At 43.9% G+C, this 20,220-nt stretch carries 21 protein-coding genes; 10 read left to right on the forward strand and 11 right to left on the reverse strand.

Going from position 1 to position 20,220, the window contains the following annotated elements:
• Positions 1-40: 40 nt before the first annotated feature.
• From murI to CLV59_RS02780, 5 genes are all read right to left on the reverse strand, one after another.
• Complete coding sequence (murI, locus tag CLV59_RS02760) at positions 41-865, reverse strand: glutamate racemase (RefSeq protein WP_111590467.1); 825 nt, start codon at positions 863-865, stop codon at positions 41-43.
• Between the two features lie 15 nt (positions 866-880).
• Positions 881-1,543, reverse strand: a complete 663-nt coding sequence (locus CLV59_RS02765; protein ID WP_111590468.1) for a carbonic anhydrase — start codon at positions 1,541-1,543, stop codon at positions 881-883.
• A gap of 67 nt (positions 1,544-1,610) precedes the next feature.
• Positions 1,611-2,012 carry a hypothetical protein gene (locus tag CLV59_RS02770; protein ID WP_111590469.1) on the reverse strand — a complete coding sequence of 134 codons (402 nt, stop codon included), beginning with the start codon at positions 2,010-2,012 and terminating at the stop codon, positions 1,611-1,613.
• A gap of 35 nt (positions 2,013-2,047) precedes the next feature.
• Entirely contained in the window at positions 2,048-2,449 is a 402-nt protein-coding gene (locus CLV59_RS02775; protein WP_111590470.1) for a hypothetical protein, read from the reverse strand.
• Positions 2,450-2,510: 61 nt separating this feature from the next.
• Positions 2,511-2,939, reverse strand: a complete 429-nt coding sequence (locus CLV59_RS02780) for a hypothetical protein (RefSeq protein WP_111590471.1) — start codon at positions 2,937-2,939, stop codon at positions 2,511-2,513.
• A gap of 257 nt (positions 2,940-3,196) precedes the next feature.
• Between CLV59_RS02780 and CLV59_RS02785 the strand changes: the two genes are divergently transcribed.
• Entirely contained in the window at positions 3,197-4,840 is a 1,644-nt protein-coding gene (locus CLV59_RS02785; RefSeq protein WP_111590472.1) for an ABC-F family ATP-binding cassette domain-containing protein, read from the forward strand.
• A 59-nt stretch (positions 4,841-4,899) separates the two neighbouring features.
• Here CLV59_RS02785 and CLV59_RS02790 read toward each other — a convergent pair whose 3' ends face one another.
• Positions 4,900-5,295, reverse strand: a complete 396-nt coding sequence (locus CLV59_RS02790; RefSeq protein ID WP_111590473.1) for a response regulator — start codon at positions 5,293-5,295, stop codon at positions 4,900-4,902.
• 445 nt (positions 5,296-5,740) lie between these two features.
• Positions 5,741-6,706: a hypothetical protein gene (locus CLV59_RS02795; protein WP_111590474.1), complete on the reverse strand. Its 966-nt coding sequence runs from the start codon at positions 6,704-6,706 to the stop codon at positions 5,741-5,743.
• A gap of 110 nt (positions 6,707-6,816) precedes the next feature.
• Between CLV59_RS02795 and CLV59_RS02800 the strand changes: the two genes are divergently transcribed.
• Together CLV59_RS02800 and holA are read left to right on the forward strand one after the other, a co-directional pair.
• Positions 6,817-7,542 (forward strand): ribonuclease H-like domain-containing protein, encoded by a 726-nt coding sequence (locus CLV59_RS02800; RefSeq protein ID WP_111590475.1) that lies wholly within the window; start codon positions 6,817-6,819, stop codon positions 7,540-7,542.
• A gap of 21 nt (positions 7,543-7,563) precedes the next feature.
• A complete protein-coding gene (gene holA / locus CLV59_RS02805; RefSeq protein WP_111590476.1) occupies positions 7,564-8,559 on the forward strand; it encodes a DNA polymerase III subunit delta in 996 nt (331 codons plus the stop codon).
• 84 nt (positions 8,560-8,643) lie between these two features.
• Here holA and CLV59_RS02810 read toward each other — a convergent pair whose 3' ends face one another.
• Positions 8,644-9,579, reverse strand: coding sequence for a bifunctional riboflavin kinase/FAD synthetase (locus CLV59_RS02810; protein WP_111590477.1), 936 nt, complete (start codon positions 9,577-9,579; stop codon positions 8,644-8,646).
• Between the two features lie 128 nt (positions 9,580-9,707).
• On the opposite strand from CLV59_RS02810, the gene CLV59_RS02815 reads away from it, so the two are divergent.
• Positions 9,708-10,886, forward strand: a complete 1,179-nt coding sequence (locus tag CLV59_RS02815) for an AIR synthase related protein (RefSeq protein WP_111590478.1) — start codon at positions 9,708-9,710, stop codon at positions 10,884-10,886.
• 76 nt (positions 10,887-10,962) lie between these two features.
• On the opposite strand, the gene CLV59_RS02820 is transcribed toward CLV59_RS02815, so the two are convergent.
• Positions 10,963-12,510, reverse strand: a complete 1,548-nt coding sequence (locus tag CLV59_RS02820; RefSeq protein WP_111590479.1) for a M56 family metallopeptidase — start codon at positions 12,508-12,510, stop codon at positions 10,963-10,965.
• Positions 12,507-12,878: a BlaI/MecI/CopY family transcriptional regulator gene (locus tag CLV59_RS02825; RefSeq protein WP_111590480.1), complete on the reverse strand. Its 372-nt coding sequence runs from the start codon at positions 12,876-12,878 to the stop codon at positions 12,507-12,509. The genes CLV59_RS02820 and CLV59_RS02825 overlap by 4 nt, the downstream gene beginning before the upstream one ends.
• Before the next feature lie 261 nt (positions 12,879-13,139).
• Between CLV59_RS02825 and CLV59_RS02830 the strand changes: the two genes are divergently transcribed.
• The 3 genes from CLV59_RS02830 to CLV59_RS02840 all read left to right on the forward strand — a co-directional run bounded on the left by CLV59_RS02830 (position 13,140) and on the right by CLV59_RS02840 (position 16,813).
• Positions 13,140-13,835: a cell division ATP-binding protein FtsE gene (locus tag CLV59_RS02830; RefSeq protein WP_111590481.1), complete on the forward strand. Its 696-nt coding sequence runs from the start codon at positions 13,140-13,142 to the stop codon at positions 13,833-13,835.
• A 230-nt stretch (positions 13,836-14,065) separates the two neighbouring features.
• A complete protein-coding gene (rpsO, locus tag CLV59_RS02835; RefSeq protein ID WP_111590482.1) occupies positions 14,066-14,338 on the forward strand; it encodes a 30S ribosomal protein S15 in 273 nt (90 codons plus the stop codon).
• 150 nt (positions 14,339-14,488) lie between these two features.
• Positions 14,489-16,813 carry a polyribonucleotide nucleotidyltransferase gene (locus tag CLV59_RS02840; RefSeq protein ID WP_111590483.1) on the forward strand — a complete coding sequence of 775 codons (2,325 nt, stop codon included), beginning with the start codon at positions 14,489-14,491 and terminating at the stop codon, positions 16,811-16,813.
• Positions 16,814-16,892: 79 nt separating this feature from the next.
• On the opposite strand, the gene CLV59_RS02845 is transcribed toward CLV59_RS02840, so the two are convergent.
• Positions 16,893-17,495 (reverse strand): hypothetical protein, encoded by a 603-nt coding sequence (locus CLV59_RS02845; RefSeq protein ID WP_146616112.1) that lies wholly within the window; start codon positions 17,493-17,495, stop codon positions 16,893-16,895.
• 103 nt (positions 17,496-17,598) lie between these two features.
• Here CLV59_RS02845 and prmA point away from each other — a divergent pair, with 103 nt between their 5' ends.
• From prmA to CLV59_RS02860, 3 genes are all read left to right on the forward strand, one after another.
• Positions 17,599-18,417, forward strand: a complete 819-nt coding sequence (gene prmA, locus CLV59_RS02850; protein WP_111590485.1) for a 50S ribosomal protein L11 methyltransferase — start codon at positions 17,599-17,601, stop codon at positions 18,415-18,417.
• A gap of 122 nt (positions 18,418-18,539) precedes the next feature.
• A complete protein-coding gene (gene plsY, locus CLV59_RS02855; protein ID WP_111590486.1) occupies positions 18,540-19,196 on the forward strand; it encodes a glycerol-3-phosphate 1-O-acyltransferase PlsY in 657 nt (218 codons plus the stop codon).
• Between the two features lie 132 nt (positions 19,197-19,328).
• Complete coding sequence (locus CLV59_RS02860) at positions 19,329-20,144, forward strand: M48 family metallopeptidase (protein WP_111590953.1); 816 nt, start codon at positions 19,329-19,331, stop codon at positions 20,142-20,144.
• Positions 20,145-20,220: the final 76 nt, after the last annotated feature.

The following is a 20,220-nucleotide window of genomic DNA, read 5'->3' on the forward strand; positions in this document are numbered from 1 at the left end:
TTGACATCGCAGATGTCAAGGCCTTTATTTTTTATACAGCTTATAATTTCTCTGCATCAATTTTCTCCGATATCACTGTGTGTCCGAAGAAAATTTCAGCCATCTTATCAAAGATGCCGGGATCATCAGTGGTATAGAAATTACGTTTATGCGTTTTCGTTAGGCGCTCTTCCATTTCAGGATGTCTTTTCAGATAATCCTGCAGGCTGCGGGCAACGATTTTTCCCTGTGCCAGTACGGTGATACCGCCGGGAAGGTGTTGCTTGATTTTACGCATCAGCAAAGGATAATGTGTGCAGCCTAACACCAGCGTATCGATGTTGGTGGATTGGGAGAGGATTTTGTCGAGATATTCCTTTACGAAGTAATCTGCTCCTTCGTTGTCATGTTCATTATTCTCAATGAGCGGTACCCACATTGGGCATGCTTGCTGGAATGTTTTGACATGCGGATAGAATTTGGCAATTTCTATCGGATAGGATTCAGAATTAACGGTGCCGTTGGTGGCGAGAATACCTACTTCTCCCGTTTGGGTGATGGTGCCTACCATTTCTGTGGTGGGCCTGATAACACCCAGTACCCGGTTGTCTGGCGCAATTTGTGGCAGGTCCTTTTGTTGAATGGTTCTGAGTGCTTTTGCAGAGGCGGTATTACAAGCTACAATCACCAATGGACATCCCATATGAAACAGTTGCTGAATGCATTGTAACGTATAGGTATGAATGGTGTCAAATCCGCGGTTGCCGTAAGGTGCGCGGGCGTTGTCGCCGAGGTAGATATAGTCGTAATCTGGTAGCGCTGCTACAATTTCTTTCATAACCGTCAGGCCGCCATAGCCTGAGTCAAAAATACCAATAGGACCCATCGTCAATTATTGAAATTATTCGGAATCGTTCTTCATGAGGCCTTGTCCTGTCAGATCATAGATACGTTGGATTTCGTGCAGTACGCCTTCGAAATCGATCTGGAGATCTTTCAGTAAACCGTTTTTCAGATCATATACCCAGCCATGAACGGTAGGGTAGCCTTTGCTGGTATACATTTTCTGTACGGCAGCAGTTTTGATAATATTGATGCACTGTTCCTGTACGTTCAGTTCTACCAGTCGGTTGTAACGGTCGTGTTCATTAGTGATGGCATTGAGCTCATCCATATGGAGGCGATATACGTCGCGGATATTCCGGAGCCACGGATTAAGGATGCCCAGATCTTGTGGTTGCATGGCTGCTTTCACCCCGCCGCAGTTATAGTGACCGCAAACGATGATATGTTTCACTTCCAGGTGCACAACGGCATAATTGATGACGGACATTACGTTCAGGTCTGTATTGCATACCAGGTTCGCAATATTGCGGTGTACGAATACTTCTCCTGCTTCCAGTCCCATGATCTCGTTGGTGGGTACACGGCTGTCGCTACAACCAATGTAAAGATATTTGGGTGATTGGGAGTCTGCCATTTTCTCAAAGAAATCGGCTTCAGTGGCTGTTTTAGAAGCAACCCACTTTCTGTTGTTCTCAAAAACCTGATTATAATCAGTCATAGCGCGCAGTTTATTTTGCGCTAAAGATACGGACGAAAGTGGTTTCAAAAATGCGGGGCAGGCGAACTTATTTATTTGCCAGCGCAATGGCTTTCGTGGCGATCATCAGCAGTTGCTGATGTCTTAATGTGGCATATTTCCCGCGTATTGCAGAGCGGGCATTTTTCGTCTTGAAATATCTGAAAATAAGAAAGGCAATCACTAATACGGCGCCTATTTCTAACGTTATAATTGCTCTGTTTATAGCATACAAAACCCCTGTTGTAAGCGTAATGATTAATACGCCGATAAATTCAGGGATGTATACGAGGATGCGGGGAGGCATTACCAGTGCATGAATTTCCTCTGCGATAAAATAGATCATTCCTGTTGATAATTCTGGCAATAGTTTTTTCTCTATCAGGCTATCAGGTGTTTCTCCTTTTGAAAGGTATACATCTATGTCTTTTACATATTGCAGATAATTCATAGGTTAATAGAATATAGAGTGAAAGACTATGGTTGTTATTTCATTCCCAGATTGGCTGCTTGTAATTGATCGGCGAATGCATCCAGGTATTTTGCCTTGGTAATGATGGGTGCATCTTTTTTAGCTACGTTATGCTCTTTTGATGCTTGAAATAAGGGAGCCCCCAATGGTCCGAGAATAAAAAAAAGTGGCAAGAAGAATAGTGCTAAAACATCCGCTAAGATCCACCCGTACTTGCCTTCCACGAAGTTCATGACTTTATTGGACTTGGGATAGGTATTCCAGTCGGGATGTGCATCCTCATATGCCTGGATCGTCTGGATGGTCATTTGTACTTCATTTGCAGCCATTGCAGAGCGGGTAATGATCATTTCCTCATCCAGTCCTTCTTTAAGCAACGCATCTATTTTGTGAACTTCTGTATAGTAATTCAGCATAACCGAATTTTTATGGAGATGACATCACAAAATAGATGGACGTCGTTAATGAATGAGCGAATTAGGCAGTGGTTGCTGCTTGTTCTCTGGCGGCTTGCAGATCATCTGCGAGCTTTTCGAGCATATGTGTCTTACTAATGTTATAATCCATATTTTCCTCATCTTTTTCGGATTCGTTCAGCATTACAAAATAGGCGACTATTCGGATCGCGCCGATAAATACGCATAGCCAGCCAATCCACGCTGGGGCGGATGCAACGATTCTGAAAAGTCCTATCAATATGAATCCGATGCCATACACCAGTGGGAGGGCAGATTGATGTTTTGATTTCGGTTTAAATTGCTGTTTATGTTGCCGATAGGCAACTGCCACCTGATCAATCTCGTCTTCGGTCAGTTCTTTAACCAGGTTATCTTTTTTGATGGAAATAACGGATTCTCCCTGGTCAATCCAGTAAGCTACTTGTTCTACCTGATAATGAAAGTTCATAGGGTATAGGATTTACTATGTATATATTGTTGATTATGTGTGATTTGTTAGGATAATTTCGGGAGACGACCGCCATTCGGACAAATATACTTCCGTTAAAGCGTCGTTCTCTTACATGGTCACAAAAGTAAATTTATAAGTTATTTATTAATATTCCATTACAGCGGGTGTAAAACTAATATTACCTTATCATGTCTCATGTTGGAAAGCCGGGTATATATTCGTAACTTTGCGGCTTCAAAATTTACATAGCCAGCATGATCAGTGTTAAAAACGTAACCCTCTCTTTTGGAAAGAGAGTATTGTTTGACGAAGTAAACCTCAATTTCACGAAAGGGAACTGTTATGGTGTGATTGGGGCCAATGGAGCAGGTAAGTCTACTTTCCTGAAGATATTGTCCGGTGAAATCGAGCCGAACAAAGGTACCGTGGAAATCACTCCCGGCGAGCGTATGTCCGTACTGAAACAGAACCACTTTGAATTTGACGAAGTTACGGTACTGAATGCAGTATTAATGGGCAACAAGAAGCTGTGGGAGATTGCCAATGAGCGTGATACCATTTATGCAAAAGAGGACTTCACTGAAGAGGATGGTATCCGTGCAGGCGAGCTGGAAGGCGAATACGGCGAGATGGGCGGTTATACTGCTGAAAGCGATGCCGGAGTACTGCTCGGCGACCTGGGTGTAAAAGAAGAACTGCACAATGTATTAATGAAAGATATTGCAGGTAGTATGAAAGTACGTGTGCTCCTGGCACAGGCACTGTTCGGAAATCCTGATATCCTGCTCCTGGATGAGCCTACCAACGACCTGGACGTGGAAACGATCGGTTGGTTGGAGAACTTCCTGGCAGACTACGAAAACATCGTGATCGTTGTATCCCACGACCGTCACTTCCTGGATGCTGTTTGTACACACGTTGCTGATGTGGACCGTGCAAAAATCCAGATCTTCAGCGGTAACTACTCCTTCTGGTATGAATCATCCCAGTTGATGGCCCGCCAGATTGCCGATAAGAACAAGAAGATGGAAGATAAGCGTAAAGACCTCATGGACTTCATCGCCCGATTTTCTGCCAACGCTTCTAAATCTAAACAGGCTACTTCCCGTAAGAAAGCATTGGAAAAACTGGTAATCGAAGATATCCAGCCTTCCAACCGTAAATACCCTGGTATCATCTTCAAACAAATCCGTGAAGTAGGTAACCAAATCCTGAACGTAGAGAAACTGGAAAAATCAATTGACGGTCGTAAGCTGTTTACTGATGTTACTTTCTCTGTGAACAAAGGAGATAAAGTGGCCTTCCTGTCTAAAGACCACCTGGCGCTGACTACCTTCTTCGAGGTAATCAATGGCGAAGCAGAAGCAGACAGCGGTAAAATGGAATGGGGTACTACCGTTACCAAAGCATACCTGCCAAACGATAACGCAGAATTCTTCACCGATAAGGATGTAAATCTCCTGGATTGGTTACGTCAGTACGTGCCTGCTCACGTAACAGATGTAGACGAGCCATTCCTGCGCGGATTCCTCGGTAAAATGCTGTTCGGTGGCGATGAGATCATGAAGAAAACTTCTGTACTGAGTGGTGGAGAAAAAGTGCGTTGTATGCTGAGTCGTATGATGCTGCAAGATCCAAACGTGGTTATCCTGGACGAACCTACCAACCACCTGGATCTGGAATCAATCCAGTCATTCAACGAAAGCATGATCAACTATAAAGGTATCGTACTGTTCACTACACATGACCATACCTACATGCAATCCGTAGCAAACCGTATCATTGAACTGACTCCTAAAGGTATTATCGATAGAATGATGACCTTTGATGAGTACCTGGCTGATGAGCGTGTAAAATCGCTGCGTGAAGAAATGTACAGCAATGCAGTATTAGCATAGTCGTTAAGATAGATAAACTAAAAAGGCCCTCTCTGTTCTACAGAGAGGGCCTTTTTAGTTTAAAGATATTCCTCAATCACCTTTAGTTTGTTTTTGTCCAGGGGCTTGGTGATATACGCCATTAACTCCGGCGTCTTCTCTACTTTTTGCAAATCCCGAACATCCACAGAGGATGAACACATAATAATCGGAATCGAGTTTTTGAGGGATGTTTTCAGACCACGATATGCTTCAATGAAATCCCAACCATTCATACGGTCCATATTCATGTCCAGGATTATAAGCGAAGGCAGCGGTGGCTGAGGTACGGCAGATAGATGGTCCAAAGCTTCTTCGGCACAAAGGAATGATGTTACAACCAGATTGTCGTCCTGCTGTACCAACATTTTTTTTATGATGAAATGAAATATTTCATCATCATCTACAACGTACACTATTTTGTTGATGTCTTCCATGCTTGTGTATTAATTGGGCTTCTGAACTATTCCGGTAATAGCTTAAGGGAGGTAAAGCATCAATTTTTCATTTGAATAATGCACCGGATGAGCATCATTAAAACAAAGGATGTTCTGACTTCAGGGTTGAATAGGGTGTTCTGAAATCTGCTATCGATTAGTTTTAATAGTATGGGTTATCCGTCACATTATACGTCCTGGTCACTAGCTGCTTTAATGCATTGGTTTCTTTGTTCCAGTGCTTACTGGCCTCCGGCTATCTCTTTCTGATTATGAACACAAAGAACGTTAATTTAATTTTATTTTTATATATAACTTTTCTCCAATAACTAATCATTAACAAACCCTCTCCTCGAAAAAAGTACACTTATTTGTCGCATTAAAACAGAAAAGGCGGAACAACTGTTCCGCCTTTTCATAATTTCTTGTATGTATTAACAAGCCATTAAAATAATCCACCTTTTCTCAGTGTTACTTTACCCTGACCAATCTTAAAGCCATTGTGATAAATTTCTACTGCATAGTCGCCTGGTTTGAAATCAGAATTCTGTTTCCAATCCATGGATACTGCCTGTTTCTGGCCCTGAACATAACTTACAGTTTTCTTAGCTGTATATAATTTTTCAGTACCGTCTTCCAGTGTGAATCTGCCGGAACCCAGCGCTTCTACTGCCAGTGGTGAACCATCTGGTGCAGAAATAGCCACATAGATTTCTTTGTCACCACTTGGTGCAATTCTGTTATCATCCAGATCAAACTCCACGCGCATCATATCTGCTTTCTTCGCTTTGGTGGTAGCCACTTCTTTGCCGTTGTTTTTTACACGGATTGGCTCCAGCCGGATGTTGGATGCATGTAATACAGAACCAAGTTCTACCTTCTTACCAAGACTGTCTTTCACAGTAGATACAGAATCTCTCTCTTTACGCGCTACATCTCTTTCACCAGCCAGTACAATTTTCTCGCCTTCCAAACGCTCAATTGTTTGCTGATATCCTTCAATGTTAGATTTCAACTGCTCAATCAAACGACGCGCTTCTGCCAGTTCTGCCTGAGTAGCATTTTTCTTGGTCAGAATGCTGGAAATCCTCGCTTTCATATCCTGGATTTCCTTATCCTTGGTTTTTACGAGACTGTCCATGCGGGTGTTCTGACTGATCAAATCATCCAGACGCGCATTCGCAGCATCATATTCCTGCTGTAAAGCATCATGTGAGGTATTTAAAGAATCGATCTGGACTTTCTGAGTAGATACGATTTCATTAGATTTGTTCTTGTCGTACCACATGTATATCCAGGTACCTGCCAGGGCAGCGATCAATATACCATAAATTAATACATTGCGACTGCTACGGGGTTTTTCTGGTCCGGGAGATCCCGGTGCAGGCGTGTTAAAAGTGTTCTCCGTCATAGTTGTTTGTTTTATGTTTATGTGTTATATGGTTAAAAATCGTTATTCAAAAGTAGGTATTAAAAATTATTTTTAGAATAGTCAAGTCTTAAAAAAACAGTTTTCCATCCGTGTTACCTAATATTGGACTAGATCAGTTATTGCTCCTTGACATAGAAACCACGCCCGGTGAGGCGGCATTGGAGCTACTTCCCGCACACATGCAGGCGCTCTGGCGGGAGAAAAACACAAAAATTGCGCCAGAATCAGAAACTGAAGATGCTTCTTATTCAGATAGGGCAGGCATCTTCGCCGAATTTGGCAGAATCGTTTGTATATCAGTGGGTTTCTTCCACCTGGAAAATAACAGATACCAACTTCGACTGAAATCTTTCGCCAGCGAAGACGAAGTTGCACTGCTGAATAATTTCTTTGACCTTATTCAAAAATTCCAGGAAAGAATACCCAGCTTTCAGTACGCTGGCCATAATATACGGGAATTTGATATCCCCTTTATTTGCCGCCGTTCTGTGATACATCAGTTATCTTTGCCGAAATCACTGCAGCTACATGGCCTTAAACCATGGGAAGTGCCCGTGGTGGATACCCTTCACCTCTGGCGCTTTGGCGATTTTAAACATTATACCTCTCTTAAACTGCTCACCGCCGTCATGGGAATAGACTCCTCCAAAGACGATATTGATGGCAGTATGGTTGGAAAGGTATTCTGGGAAACTAAAGACCTGGAACGCATCGCTACCTATTGCCAGAAAGATGTACTGGCCGTAGCGCAACTCCTGCTCCGGTTTAAAAGATTACCATTGCTGCTGCCGGAAGATGTTGTGGTGATCAAATAATTTTAATAGCTCGTACCATCCATGGATTATCAGGATATAATAAAAGACTGGAAACAGAAAAAATTTAAAAGCCTTTACTGGCTGGAAGGGGATGAAGACTTCTTCATCGACCAGGTGGTGAATTATGCAGAACACCATCTCCTGGAGGAAGCGGAAAAAGGATTTAATCTCACGGTGCTGTATGGAAAGGATACCGACTGGAGCACGGTTATTAATGCTTGTCGCCGATATCCTATGTTCGCTGAACGTCAGGTAGTCGTACTCAAAGAAGCCCAGGCCATGCGCGACCTCCTGAAACTGGAGGCCTACATCGATAATCCGCTCAACACTACTGTGTTTGTAGTGGCCCACAAACAAGGCAAAATCGATGGAAGGAGTAAAATGGCCAAGCTGATTAAGGAAAAAGGCGTACTCCTTTCTACCAAAAAATTGTACGATAACCAGCTACCTGCCTGGACTGAAGGATATGTCACCAGTCGGGGACTGGCTATCTCCCAAAAAGCGGCTATACTCCTGGTGGATCATATTGGTAATGACCTCTCCCGGATCGCCAATGAAATAGATAAGCTTCTCGTTAATCTGCCAGACAAAAAGAAAATTGACGAAAGCGATATTGAAAAATATGTAGGGATCAGTAAAGAATACAATGTATTTGAATTACAAAATGCATTAGGGCAGAAAAATGCGACCAAAGTGTATAAGATCATCAGCTATTTCGCGGCCAATCCTAAGGCGGCTCCTATGCAAATGATGCTCCCTGCACTCTATAACTATTTTTCCAAAATGAGCCTGGTATTCGTCGTGAAAGGCGGTGAAAAAGATATCGCTGCTGCATTGGGCGTCCATCCTTTCTTTGTGAAAGATTATATCGGGGCAGCCCGCAACTATGGCCCGGAAGCAACGGATAGAGCCATTCTGTTGCTGCATCATTATAACTTACGGAGCATAGGCATTAATGATAGTGGCGTAGAAGACGGAGAACTCCTGAAAGAACTGATGTACAAGATAATGGCATAACTATAAATCAGTATAACGAAAAGGCCCTCTCAGCGAAACTGAGAGGGCCTTTTTAGTTTTATCTGCAGATAAAAAGAGGTAAAGCTACCTGGAAAGAATTTCCTTCGCTTTCTCTGCATCCGCTGAAATCTGTTTCACCAGATCATCGATATTGTCAAATTTCTGATTGGCGCGGATATATTCTTCAAAATAAACGGTCAGTGTCTGGCCGTAAATTTCTCTGTTGAAATCAAAGATGTGGACTTCCAGTCGCAGATCCGTACCATTGAAAGTAGGGCGGGTGCCGATACTCATCACGGCAGGAATAGTGGTCCAGTGGCGATTCAGCGATACCTGTACTGCATAGATACCTTCTTCCGGAATCAGTTTACGTTCGTCTGCCAGTTTCAGGTTGGCAGTAGGAAATCCCAGCTGACGGCCCATTTTATCGCCATGAACAACCGTGCCGGTCATAAAATAGCGGTATCCCAGCAGCTCATTGGCCAGGCGGATATTACCGTCCTGTAAGCTTTTCCTGATTTTAGTAGAGCTGACGGTGAGGTCATGTACTACCTGTTGTGGAATTTCTATCAGTTCAAATCCAAATTTTTCCTTTTCAACTTCCAGCAGTTCCAGTCCGCCTTCCCGGTTATGACCAAAACGATGATCATAGCCAATAATGATGGTATGTGGATGGAAACGGGCTATGAGGAAGTCTTCCAGATAAGCCTGTGCGGATAATTCAGAGAAAGCCCTGGTAAAAGGTACTACCACGAGGTGGTCAATGCCCTGTTTTTCCAGGAGTGCAATTTTTTCGGGAAGGGTCGTCAATAATTTGACTGGCTGAGCAGAGCTGCCCAGTACTTCCCGCGGATGTGGGTCGAACGTAACAATCACCGTTTCGCCGTTGCAGGCCGCAGCAGCCTGTTCCAGTTGCTGCAGAATGTAACGATGGCCAAGGTGTACGCCATCAAAAGTACCAATGGTAACAACCGCATTACGGAATTCCGGTAAGTGATCTAAGTCCCTGTGAACCTGCATATAATTCTATAACAATCAAAAAGCCCCGCAAATCTAACACATTCGGCGGGCATTCTGCGCGGAATCTGTTACTTTTGCAGCCGGAAGCAATTTCTACTATCTCTAAATTACTAAATCTCTAATTCCAGGTGGACCAGAATATTTACGCCAAACGTGGAGTTTCCGCAGGCAAGGAAGATGTACACAACGCCATTAAGAACATTGATAAAGGGCTTTTCCCAAAAGCTTTTTGTAAAATAGTGCCCGATATCCTGGGCGGTGATGAAGCCTATTGCAATATCATGCATGCTGATGGCGCCGGTACCAAATCTTCCCTGGCTTATGTTTACTGGAAAGAAACCGGTGATCTCAGCGTTTGGAAAGGCATTGCGCAGGATGCTATTATCATGAATATGGACGACCTGCTTTGTGTAGGCGCCACCGATAATATTTTACTTTCTTCCACCATTGGCCGTAACAAGCAACTGTTGCCTGGTGAAGTAATTGCCGCTATTATCAATGGCACAGAAGAAATTCTGGCGGAACTCCGTAATCATGGTATCAGTATTTACTCCACCGGCGGGGAAACTGCCGATGTGGGTGATCTGGTGCGTACTATCATTGTGGATTCTACCGTTACCTGCCGTATGAAAAGAGAAGATGTGATCTCTAATGATCGTATCCAGGCAGGAGATGTAGTGGTAGGGCTCGCCTCTTATGGTCAGGCAACTTATGAAAGCAGCTACAATGGCGGTATGGGAAGCAATGGTCTGACCAGTGCCCGTCATGATGTGTTCCATAAGGCAATTGCAGAGAAATATGCAGAAAGCTTTGATCCGGGAATTCCTTATGAACTGGTGTTCAGCGGCAATAAAGCATTGACAGATAAAATTGATATCCCTGGATTTGGTCAGGTAGACGCGGGTAAACTGGTATTGTCACCTACCCGTACGTATGCGCCGGTGATCAAGAAAGTATTGGAACAATTCCGTCCGCAGATTCATGGTATGGTGCATTGCAGTGGCGGTGCGCAGACAAAAGTGCTGCACTTCATAGAGAACCTGCATGTAATCAAAGACAACCTCTTCCCTGTACCTCCTTTGTTTACGCTGATCCAGGAACAATCAGGTACTTCCTGGAAAGAGATGTACCAGGTATTTAATATGGGACACCGTATGGAGTTGTATGTGCCGGAAGCCATTGCAGCAGATATCATCGCGATTTCCAAAAGCTTTAATATTGACGCACAGATTATTGGAAGAGTAGAGGCGGCCGACAAGAAACAAGTAACCGTTAAAGCGCCTGCAGGCACTTTTGTTTATAATTAATGTTGTGTTGTTTAGAAAAACTAAAAGCCGTCTCTACCTGGTAGAGGCGGCTTTTTAAGTTTTGTGTGGAAGGAAATTATCGATTGGGTTCGAACCTGACAGGCAGGGCATACTGCACAGCAACCTTCTTCCCTTGATGTGTGCCTGGAATCCATAATGGCATGGCGTTTACTACTCTGATAGCCTCTTCTTCCAATCCATATCCAAGTGATTTTCCCATCGGTTGAACATCCCTTATCCTGCCGTCTGCCTCCACCACGAACAGTAGGAAAACGGTGCCTTTAATATGTTTTTCCTTTGCCTCTTTGGGATATTTCAAATTTTTGATGAGGTAGCCCACTATATCATTGTCGGGGAACTGAGGCGGCTTTTCAACAAAGGTCAATACATCAGATGGTTTGCAAGGTAGTCGGAAAGTAACGGGTAACACTACCTCGGAAGCGACCTTTTTATGATTTTCCTTTGCAGGTTGCCAGTTAGGCATGCTGTTCACAACGCGTAGCGCTTCTTCGTCCATCTCCTTGCTGATTTGCTGTTTGCCGGCTAAAGTGTGGGCATTGGTGATTTTCCCATTGGCTGCTACAGTGAAGTGTATCATAACGGTACCACTGATACGATGGTCGATAGCCGTTTGGGGGTATCTGAGGTTGTTGATGATAAATTCTTCCATCGGGATTTGTCCACCTGGATAGGCGGCTTGTTTTTCCGGATCGGAAGATTGTCCCGTGGCGTTCATGCCTGCTGCAACAGGCATGGATGTTTGTTTCGCCGCAGCCACGAAAGCGAAGGAACAAAAAATAATACCAGCTACCGGGAGTATCATCACTCTTCGGAGATAGCTGAATCTGTCTTTTTGGATTTGTGTTAACATAAGAATACGTCTTTTGATTGGCGGATAAAAAAAGTCATTCGTTATAGCAAACTGTCTGCTCTGAAAGGCGCTCTGGAGGATAGCTTCCGCGTATCCGGAGATTTCCTTACCTGCAGCCTTTTTATCGGCAATAAATTCATGAACAAGGGCGAGTTCTTTCTGGGTGAGATAGAATACGGGGTTGAACCAGCAGATAGCGCTGATGATGCTCATCCATATTTTATCGATGCTATGATATTGACGGACATGCACCATTTCATGCTGCAACATGCGTTTGCCTTGCGGGTCGTACATGGGCGTGTCATAATGCCAGAATATCCAGGAGAAGAAGGAGAAGGGGCTGGTGGGTTGGTCCAGTGCCACGAGTATGTAATCCTGCACGGGTTCTTGTGGCAGGCGTTTCGCCAGCTGAATAATACGCCAGCAGGAAACCAGCAGACGGAGCAACAACAGGGCCGCGATTATCCAGTAAAGGATGGTGAGCAGGTACTGGTAGCTGAAGGTAGGGCGACTACTCAGGCCTTCCCGGATGGTAACGGCCGTATAGGTATAGGCGTAAACAAAAGAAGCGGATGTATCGGTGGATTCCAGTGGTATTTTAAGTAGGGGCACCAGCAGCGATACTATTGGAAGCAGGAGGAGATAGTATCTGTTCCATTCGTGAAATCTTTTGTTGCGCAGGGCGAGCAGGTAATATCCGTAGAGGATACCGGAGCTGCAGATGACCTGGAGAAAATAGGTGAGTATTTTCATTTATTGTGTTTTTGGGCGTCTTTGATATGTTCTACCAGTTTTTCCAGTTCCTGTACGCTGATATCCTTTTCTTTAATAAAGAAGGATACGAGGTTGCTGAAGGAGCCTTCGAAGTAACCTTTTACGAGGTGGCTCACTGTTTTGTGGCTGTATGCTTCACGGGAAATGGTGGCGGAGTATTGATGTGATTTACCAAACACTTTAAATTCTACGAATCCCTTTTCGATCAGGATTTTGATAAGGGTAGACACGGTGTTGTAATGTGGCTTTGGTTCCGGCATGGCTTCGATGATATCTTTCACGAATGCGGGACCTGTTTGCCAGAGTGCCTGCATAATTTGTTCTTCTGCTTTGGTGAGTTGTTTCATGTTTCGCTGGATTTTCTCGTTGAATAAATTTAAAACTAATAATTTAGTTGAACAACTAAATTATTAGTTAATTGACTAAGTAATTAGTTTAGAAGTGTGAAAAATGTAAAAACGGGAGAAAAAGGTGGAAAAATGGTCGATTTGAGGAGTTGAGAGATAAAAAAAGAGGGGTATCTGTAATAATTATGATTTTACGTAAGAAGTTATATACGAATTGGTTATTTTTGTTTCTCCAAGCTAGAACTAAACGAAAAACGTTACATGACGCCCGAACAGCCAATTATACAATTGTCGAATGCGAGTATATATCAGGGAAATTCTCTGATATTATCAGATGTGAATATTACCGTAAACAAGGGGGAGTTTGTGTATCTCATTGGGAAGACGGGAACCGGTAAATCCAGTCTGCTGAAAACGTTATATGGCGATTTACCATTAAGGGATGGTATTGGCCAGGTAGTGGGATTTGATTTAAAGAAGATGGACTGGAAAAAGGTGCCTTATCTGCGTCGTAATCTGGGGGTGGTATTTCAGGATTTTCAGTTATTGACGGACAGGAATGTGCACGACAATTTAAAATTTGCGCTCCGGGCTACCGGTTGGCAGGATAATAAACAAATTGAGGATAAGATTACGGATGTGTTGGATAAGGTAGGTTTGGGTACAAAAGGATTCAAGATGCCTTATGAATTGAGTGGCGGGGAGCAGCAGCGTGTGGATATAGCCCGTGCTATGCTGAATTCGCCTCGTTTAATTCTGGCGGATGAGCCTACAGGTAATCTGGATCCGGAAACTTCCGATGGTATTATGCAGTTATTGTTCCGTATTTGCAGGGAGGGTACTGCTATTGTAATGGCTACGCATGATTATATAGTATTACAGAAATTTCCATCCAGGGTATTGCGTACAGAAAATGGTCATGTGACGGATAATGCTGCCGTGAACTTTTCATCATAAGGGAATGGTGGGCGTAGAGGCTGTCATCTCCCGAAGGGCAAAATGAGCAAAAACTACTTTTTTTGACCCCACTTTAATGGTTTTATACTGAATCAGAGTTGTTTATGCATATAAAAAGCTCTGAAATAATTATATATTCCCTTGTAAATTGGTAATTCATATTTTTTAAATTACCTTTGCACCGGAAAAATAGCGACAAAAAAAATTATTATTACTTATTATTATTCAAGATGTCTTACTTAACTGTTGAAAAGAAAGCCAATATTTTTAAGGAATTTGGTGGAAGCGAGAAAAATACAGGCTCCGTGGAAGCACAAATTGCACTGCTGACTGAGCGTATCAACAGCATTTCCAATCACCTGAAAGCGAACAAAAAAGATTTCTCTACTCACCGTGGTCTGATGAAAATGGTAGGTCAGAGAAAGCGTTTACTTTCTTACCTGTCAAAAACTAACCTCAGCGGCTACCGCGCCCTGATTGAGAAGTTAGGTATCAGGAAATAACCAAGACTTAATTATAGTGCTATTCCCAACTTTCTGGTTGGGAATAGTTTTTTTGTATGTATACGTTTTGTTGTTCCGTTTAACTGATTGTCTGTAAAGGAACAACGTCATGTTGCAAATTGCTTTCAATTTATTAATCCTCACTTTTTTATGAATCTGACACCTATTTCAGTAAAGTTCGATATAGGAGACGGTCGTATAGTGACCATCGAAACCGGCAAGTTAGCCCGTCAGGCTGATGGTTCGGTGACGGTGCGTCTGGGTGACTGCATTCTGCTGGCAACCGTTGTTGCCAATAAAGAACCAAAACCTGGCCAGTCGTTCTTCCCACTTACTGTTGACTACCAGGAAAAATTTGCTTCAGCTGGCCGTATACCAGGTTCTTTCTTCAAACGTGAAGGCCGTCTGTCAGACTACGAGGTACTGATCTCCCGCTTGATCGACCGTGCGTTACGCCCACTGTTCCCCGATGATTACTTCTGCGAAGTACAGGTGCTTGTTACCCTGGTATCTTCAGATCCTGAGGTAATGCCGGATGCGCTGGCTTGTCTGGCTGCATCTGCTGCACTGGCTGTTTCTGATGTACCTATTCAGGAAATCATTTCTGAAGTACGCGTTGCCCGTATCGAAGGTAAATACGTTATCAATCCTAACCGTTCCGAGCTTGCTAAAGCCGACATGGATTTCATTATCGGCGCTACCGATAAGAACATCATGATGGTGGAAGGTGAAAGTAAGGAGTGTCAGGAAGAAGACCTGATCCAGGCGATTGAAGCGGCGCATGCTGCTATTCGCGTTCAGGTGAAAGCGCAGGAAGAACTGCGTCAGCTGAAAGGACTTACTGGCAAACGCGAGTATACCAAACCGCATACCAACGAAGAGCTGCAGGCTAAAGTAGCGGCTTTCGCAAAAGATAAAATTTACCAGGTTGCAAAATCTGCTTCTGCAAAACATGATCGTAGCGATGCTTTCAAGAAAATTGCAGAAGAGCTGAAAGAATCTCTGGGTGAATTACCTGAAGAAGATCAGCCACTGGTAGGTCAATACTTCCATGATCTGGAGAAAGAAGTGATTCGTAACATGATCCTGGACGAAAAAATCCGTTTGGATGGTCGTTCTTTGGAGCAGGTTCGTCCGCTGGCTATGGAAACAGATATCCTGCCTTCTCCGCATGGTTCTGCACTGTTTACCCGTGGTGAAACACAGTCTCTGACTACTGTTACCCTGGGTACGCCTGAAGATGAGCTGCTGATTGAAAGTGCAGCCACTTCCAGCTACGTTAAATTTATTCTCCATTATAACTTCCCTCCGTTCTCTACTGGTGAAGTGAAGCCTATGCGCGGCCCTGGTCGTCGTGAGGTAGGTCACGGTAACCTGGCGATGCGTTCCCTGAAGCAGATGATGCCAGGTGGCGAATACGCTTACACCGTGAGGGTTGTTTCTGATATCCTGGAATCTAACGGTTCCTCTTCTATGGCTACTGTATGTGCTGGTTCCCTGGCACTGATGGACGCTGGCGTACCTTTGCCTAAACACATTTCCGGTGTGGCAATGGGTCTGATCTCCCGCGCTTCTGATGGCAAATGGGCAGTACTGACCGATATCCTCGGTGATGAAGATCATCTGGGCGATATGGACTTTAAAGTAACCGGTACCCGTGATGGTATCTGCGGTATCCAGATGGATATTAAAGTAGATGGCCTTAGCATGGACGTTATGCGTCAGGCACTGGCACAAGCAAACAAAGGACGTCTGCACATCATTGATGCAATGTATGCTGCGGTTCCTGCTGCTCGCCCTGAGCCTAAACCACATGCTCCACGTATGGAGAAAATCATCATCGATCGTGAATTCATCGGTGCTGTGATCGGACCAGGTGGTAAAATCATCCAGGAAATTCAGCGTGAAACCGGTACTACCATCAACATCGAAGAAGTTGGTGAAACTGGTGAAGTAAGCATCTTCTCTGCACAGAAAGAGGGTCTGGAAAAAGCGCTGAAATGGATTAAAGGTATTGTTGCCGTTCCTGAAGTAGGCGAAGTATATGAATCAGTAGTGAAATCTATTATGCCTTATGGTGCATTCGTAGAGTTCATGCCTGGTAAACAAGGACTGCTGCACATTTCTGAAGTATCCTGGAAACGTCTGGATACAATGGAAGGCGTACTGTCTGAAGGTGAAACCGTGAAAGTAAAACTGACCGGTACTGATCCTAAGACTGGCAAGTTCAAACTGAGCCGCAAAGTGCTGATGCCGAAACCAGAAGGTTACGTAGAACGTCCTGAGCGTGAAGAGCGCGGCGACAGAGGCGATCGTGGTGACCGTGGCGACAGACGTGGTCCTCGTGACGACAGAAGAAACGGTGGTGGCGACAGACGCGATTTCCGTGATCGTGGCCCTCGTGAAGATCGTGGTCCTCGCGAAGATCGCAATCAGCCTGAGAAACCTCAGGAGCCTTATTTCGATGAACAATAGTCTGAAATAACTGCTATATAAAAAGCCCGACTCTGAATTGAGTCGGGCTTTTGTTTTACATATGAATCAAAAAAGGGAATTACCTGGATCTGGAATAGAGTGGAGACAATTTTTGTTCCACTGCGTAGGTACTTTCTCTGAAAATCTGTTTACCGTTATTGAGGCGGAATGCTCTGAAATCTGCTCCCGGAACCACTTCCATAATCATTTTATAACTGGTCACAGGTAGTTGTGGTTTTACAAATTTCTCGATCACCTTCAGTTTGGCCTGCTGTAGCAAGTCTGCCATAATACATTCCAGATAAGGGAGGAGAATACCTTCATCTTCCGCCCATTGCATGTACATTTTAGTAGCGCTGAAGCTCAGGTCTTTATGTGTGGTGTCTGCCAGATAGCAATAGGCTTTCTGGAAGTGAGTGGCCATTTCTGCTTTCGTGAAATTTTTGAAAGACACGTGGTTGAATGCCCGGCCGCTGTACTGTTGGCGTGGGAGGGAAGTATCCATCGTGTTCAGGTAATCCATCAGGAATACTCTGTTAATGATGATTGTTACGTTTTCCCCATCATAAACAATTGAATCGGTCATGGGTTCTTCCGGAGGTGGAACCTTGATAACAGTGGTTTGTGCCATAGCTGCACAGGAAATTGCCATGGCAGACAATAGCATGAGTAGTGTTTTCATAGGTGTATAGATATTATAAAAATCAAATATAATATTATTTCGATTTTCTACAACAAACTTCCTCTGAGGTATATCGTCTGGAATTCAGTTATCTTTGCCGCTTATGTCACACATCGCAATTACAATACAGGCAACGGGCGCAGAAGCGGAGTTGCTGATCGCGCAGTTATCGGCTGTTGGATATGAAGGGTTTGAGGAGCAGGAAGCGGCATTGGTAGCATTTATTCCGGAAGGGGATTTTGATGCGGCCGTTTTGGAGGAGTTACTGGGAGCTAACGGTATTACCTATACGCAGGAGTTGATACAGCAACAGAACTGGAATGCAGTATGGGAGAGTAATTTTCAGCCGGTATTGGTAGATGATTTTTGCGGTATCAGGGCTAATTTCCATGAAGCGTTTGTGCCAAAGCCCCAGTATGACATAGAGATAACGCCTAAGATGTCGTTTGGTACAGGGCATCACGCTACTACTTCTTCTGTGATTCGTTTGATGAAAGATATATCTTTTGAAGGGCGTAAGGTATTTGATTTTGGTACGGGAACTGGTATTCTGGCGATTCTGGCAGAGATGATGGGCGCGGAGGTTGTGGATGCAATTGATTACGATGAATGGGCGGTAAATAACACCCTTGAGAACCTGGAAGCGAACCATACCACTAAAGTAAAAGTATGGCAGGCAGATAATTTGAGCGATATCTCGCAGAAATATGATATATTGCTGGCGAATATCAATTGTAATATACTGTTGCACTTTATGGCAGATATGCGCCGGCTTTTATCCCCTGGCGGTATCCTTTTGCTAAGTGGCATCATGCCAACTGACGAGACACAAATTCTGGCCGCAGCTACTCCTCATGGATTTGAATTGCAGCGAAAAATTGAGAAAGACAACTGGCTGGCACTGCAGTTCATAGTGCAATAGAAATTATGCGAAAAACACATATGAAAGTTATTGAATTTCCAACTTTTGTGTTACAAACTTTCCTAATATTCGCTTAATTTTAACACAATATTTGTTATCTTAGCAAGACCTAACTTATAGTGATGATAGAATTTTTATTGCTTATTTGCGCTTATCTGATAGGATCTGTACCTACTGCTGTTTGGGTAAGTAAAGGTGTATTTGGCATGGATATCCGGGAGTATGGCAGCGGCAATGCCGGCGCTACAAATACTTTCAGGGTACTGGGGCCAAAAGCAGGTACGTTCGTAATGATTGTAGACATGCTGAAAGGTGTGTTGGCAGTGAGATTGGCGTATTTGTTACCACAGTATCAGGATATTGAGCATTTATCTCAGCTGGTAAAAACGCAACTGGTCAACTTCCAGATTGCATTAGGACTGGCAGCAGTACTGGGGCATATATTCCCTATCTGGGCAGGCTTCCGTGGCGGTAAAGGTATTGCTACGTTATTCGGTTTAGTACTGGGTATTCAACCGCTGGTAGCGCTGTGTTGTGTAGGCGTATTCCTGATGATTCTTTTTCTGACAAGATATGTATCATTAAGCTCGATCATTGCTAGTATAGCATTCCCTGTACTGATACTATATATCTTTAATGAGCCGGAATTGTATTACCGTATTTTCGCTATTGCTGTTGCATTACTGGTAGTACTTACGCATCAGAAGAATATTGGTCGTTTGCTGAAAGGAAATGAGAGCAAAGTGCCTTTGTTCAAGAACCGCAAGGAAAAACATTAATTTGCATTAAATATTATTGAAAGAGCTTATTGGAACGGATGTTGCAATAGGCTCTTTGTTTTTTTAATGCATATCATAAAAGATAAATATTTCTTAGGTTTGCATCGCTTATCGCAAAAATTTGATAAACCCATGAAAAAGATCGCATTCGCGTTTACTGTCGCAGCCGCATTTCTTTCAGGATGTTCGAGTGTTCCTATTACCGGAAGAAAACAACTGAACCTCCTCCCCGAAAGCACCATGGAATCCATGGCATTACAAGAATACCAAACCTTTTTGTCGTCCAATAAAGTAGTTGCGCAGGCAACGAACAAGGATGCTGACATGGTGAAAAGAGTAGGCCAGCGTATAGCCGCTGCCGTTACTCAGTACATGAATCAGCAAGGTCAGGGAGCTTCCATTGAGAGTTATAAATGGGAATTCAACCTGGTGGACAGCAAAGAAGTGAATGCCTGGTGTATGCCTGGAGGAAAAGTGGTGGTATATACCGGACTGTTACCGGTTACGCAGAATGAGACAGCGTTGGCCTGTGTAATGGGTCATGAGATTGCTCATGCGATTGCTCGTCATGGTAATGAGCGTATGAGTCAGCAGATGGTGGCGCAGGGCGTACAAGTAGCGGGTGCGTTGGCATTGGGTAAGAATCCTACTGCGGTGAATATTTTCAATCAGGCAGTGGGTGTAGGCGGTAACGTAGGACTGCTGGCCTTCTCCCGTCAGAATGAACTGGAAGCAGATCACCTGGGTGTTATCTTCATGGCTATGGCCGGCTATAACCCACAGGAGGCCATTCCTTTCTGGCAGCGTATGGCGCAGTTGAGTGCCAGCTCCAGCAAGCCGCCTGAATTTCTTTCTACTCACCCTAGCGACGATCGTCGTGTGGCGCAGCTGCAACAGTTGATGCCGGAAGCATTGAAATATTACAAACCTGCTGGTACTAAGAGCTAATCACAGGTAATCATAACATAAAAAAGCCCCCGACATGTGAAATGTCGGGGGCTTTTTTATGTTATGAAATCAATAT

The organism is Chitinophaga dinghuensis (assembly GCF_003259435.1).
Classification (GTDB): Bacteria; Bacteroidota; Bacteroidia; order Chitinophagales; family Chitinophagaceae; genus Chitinophaga; species Chitinophaga dinghuensis.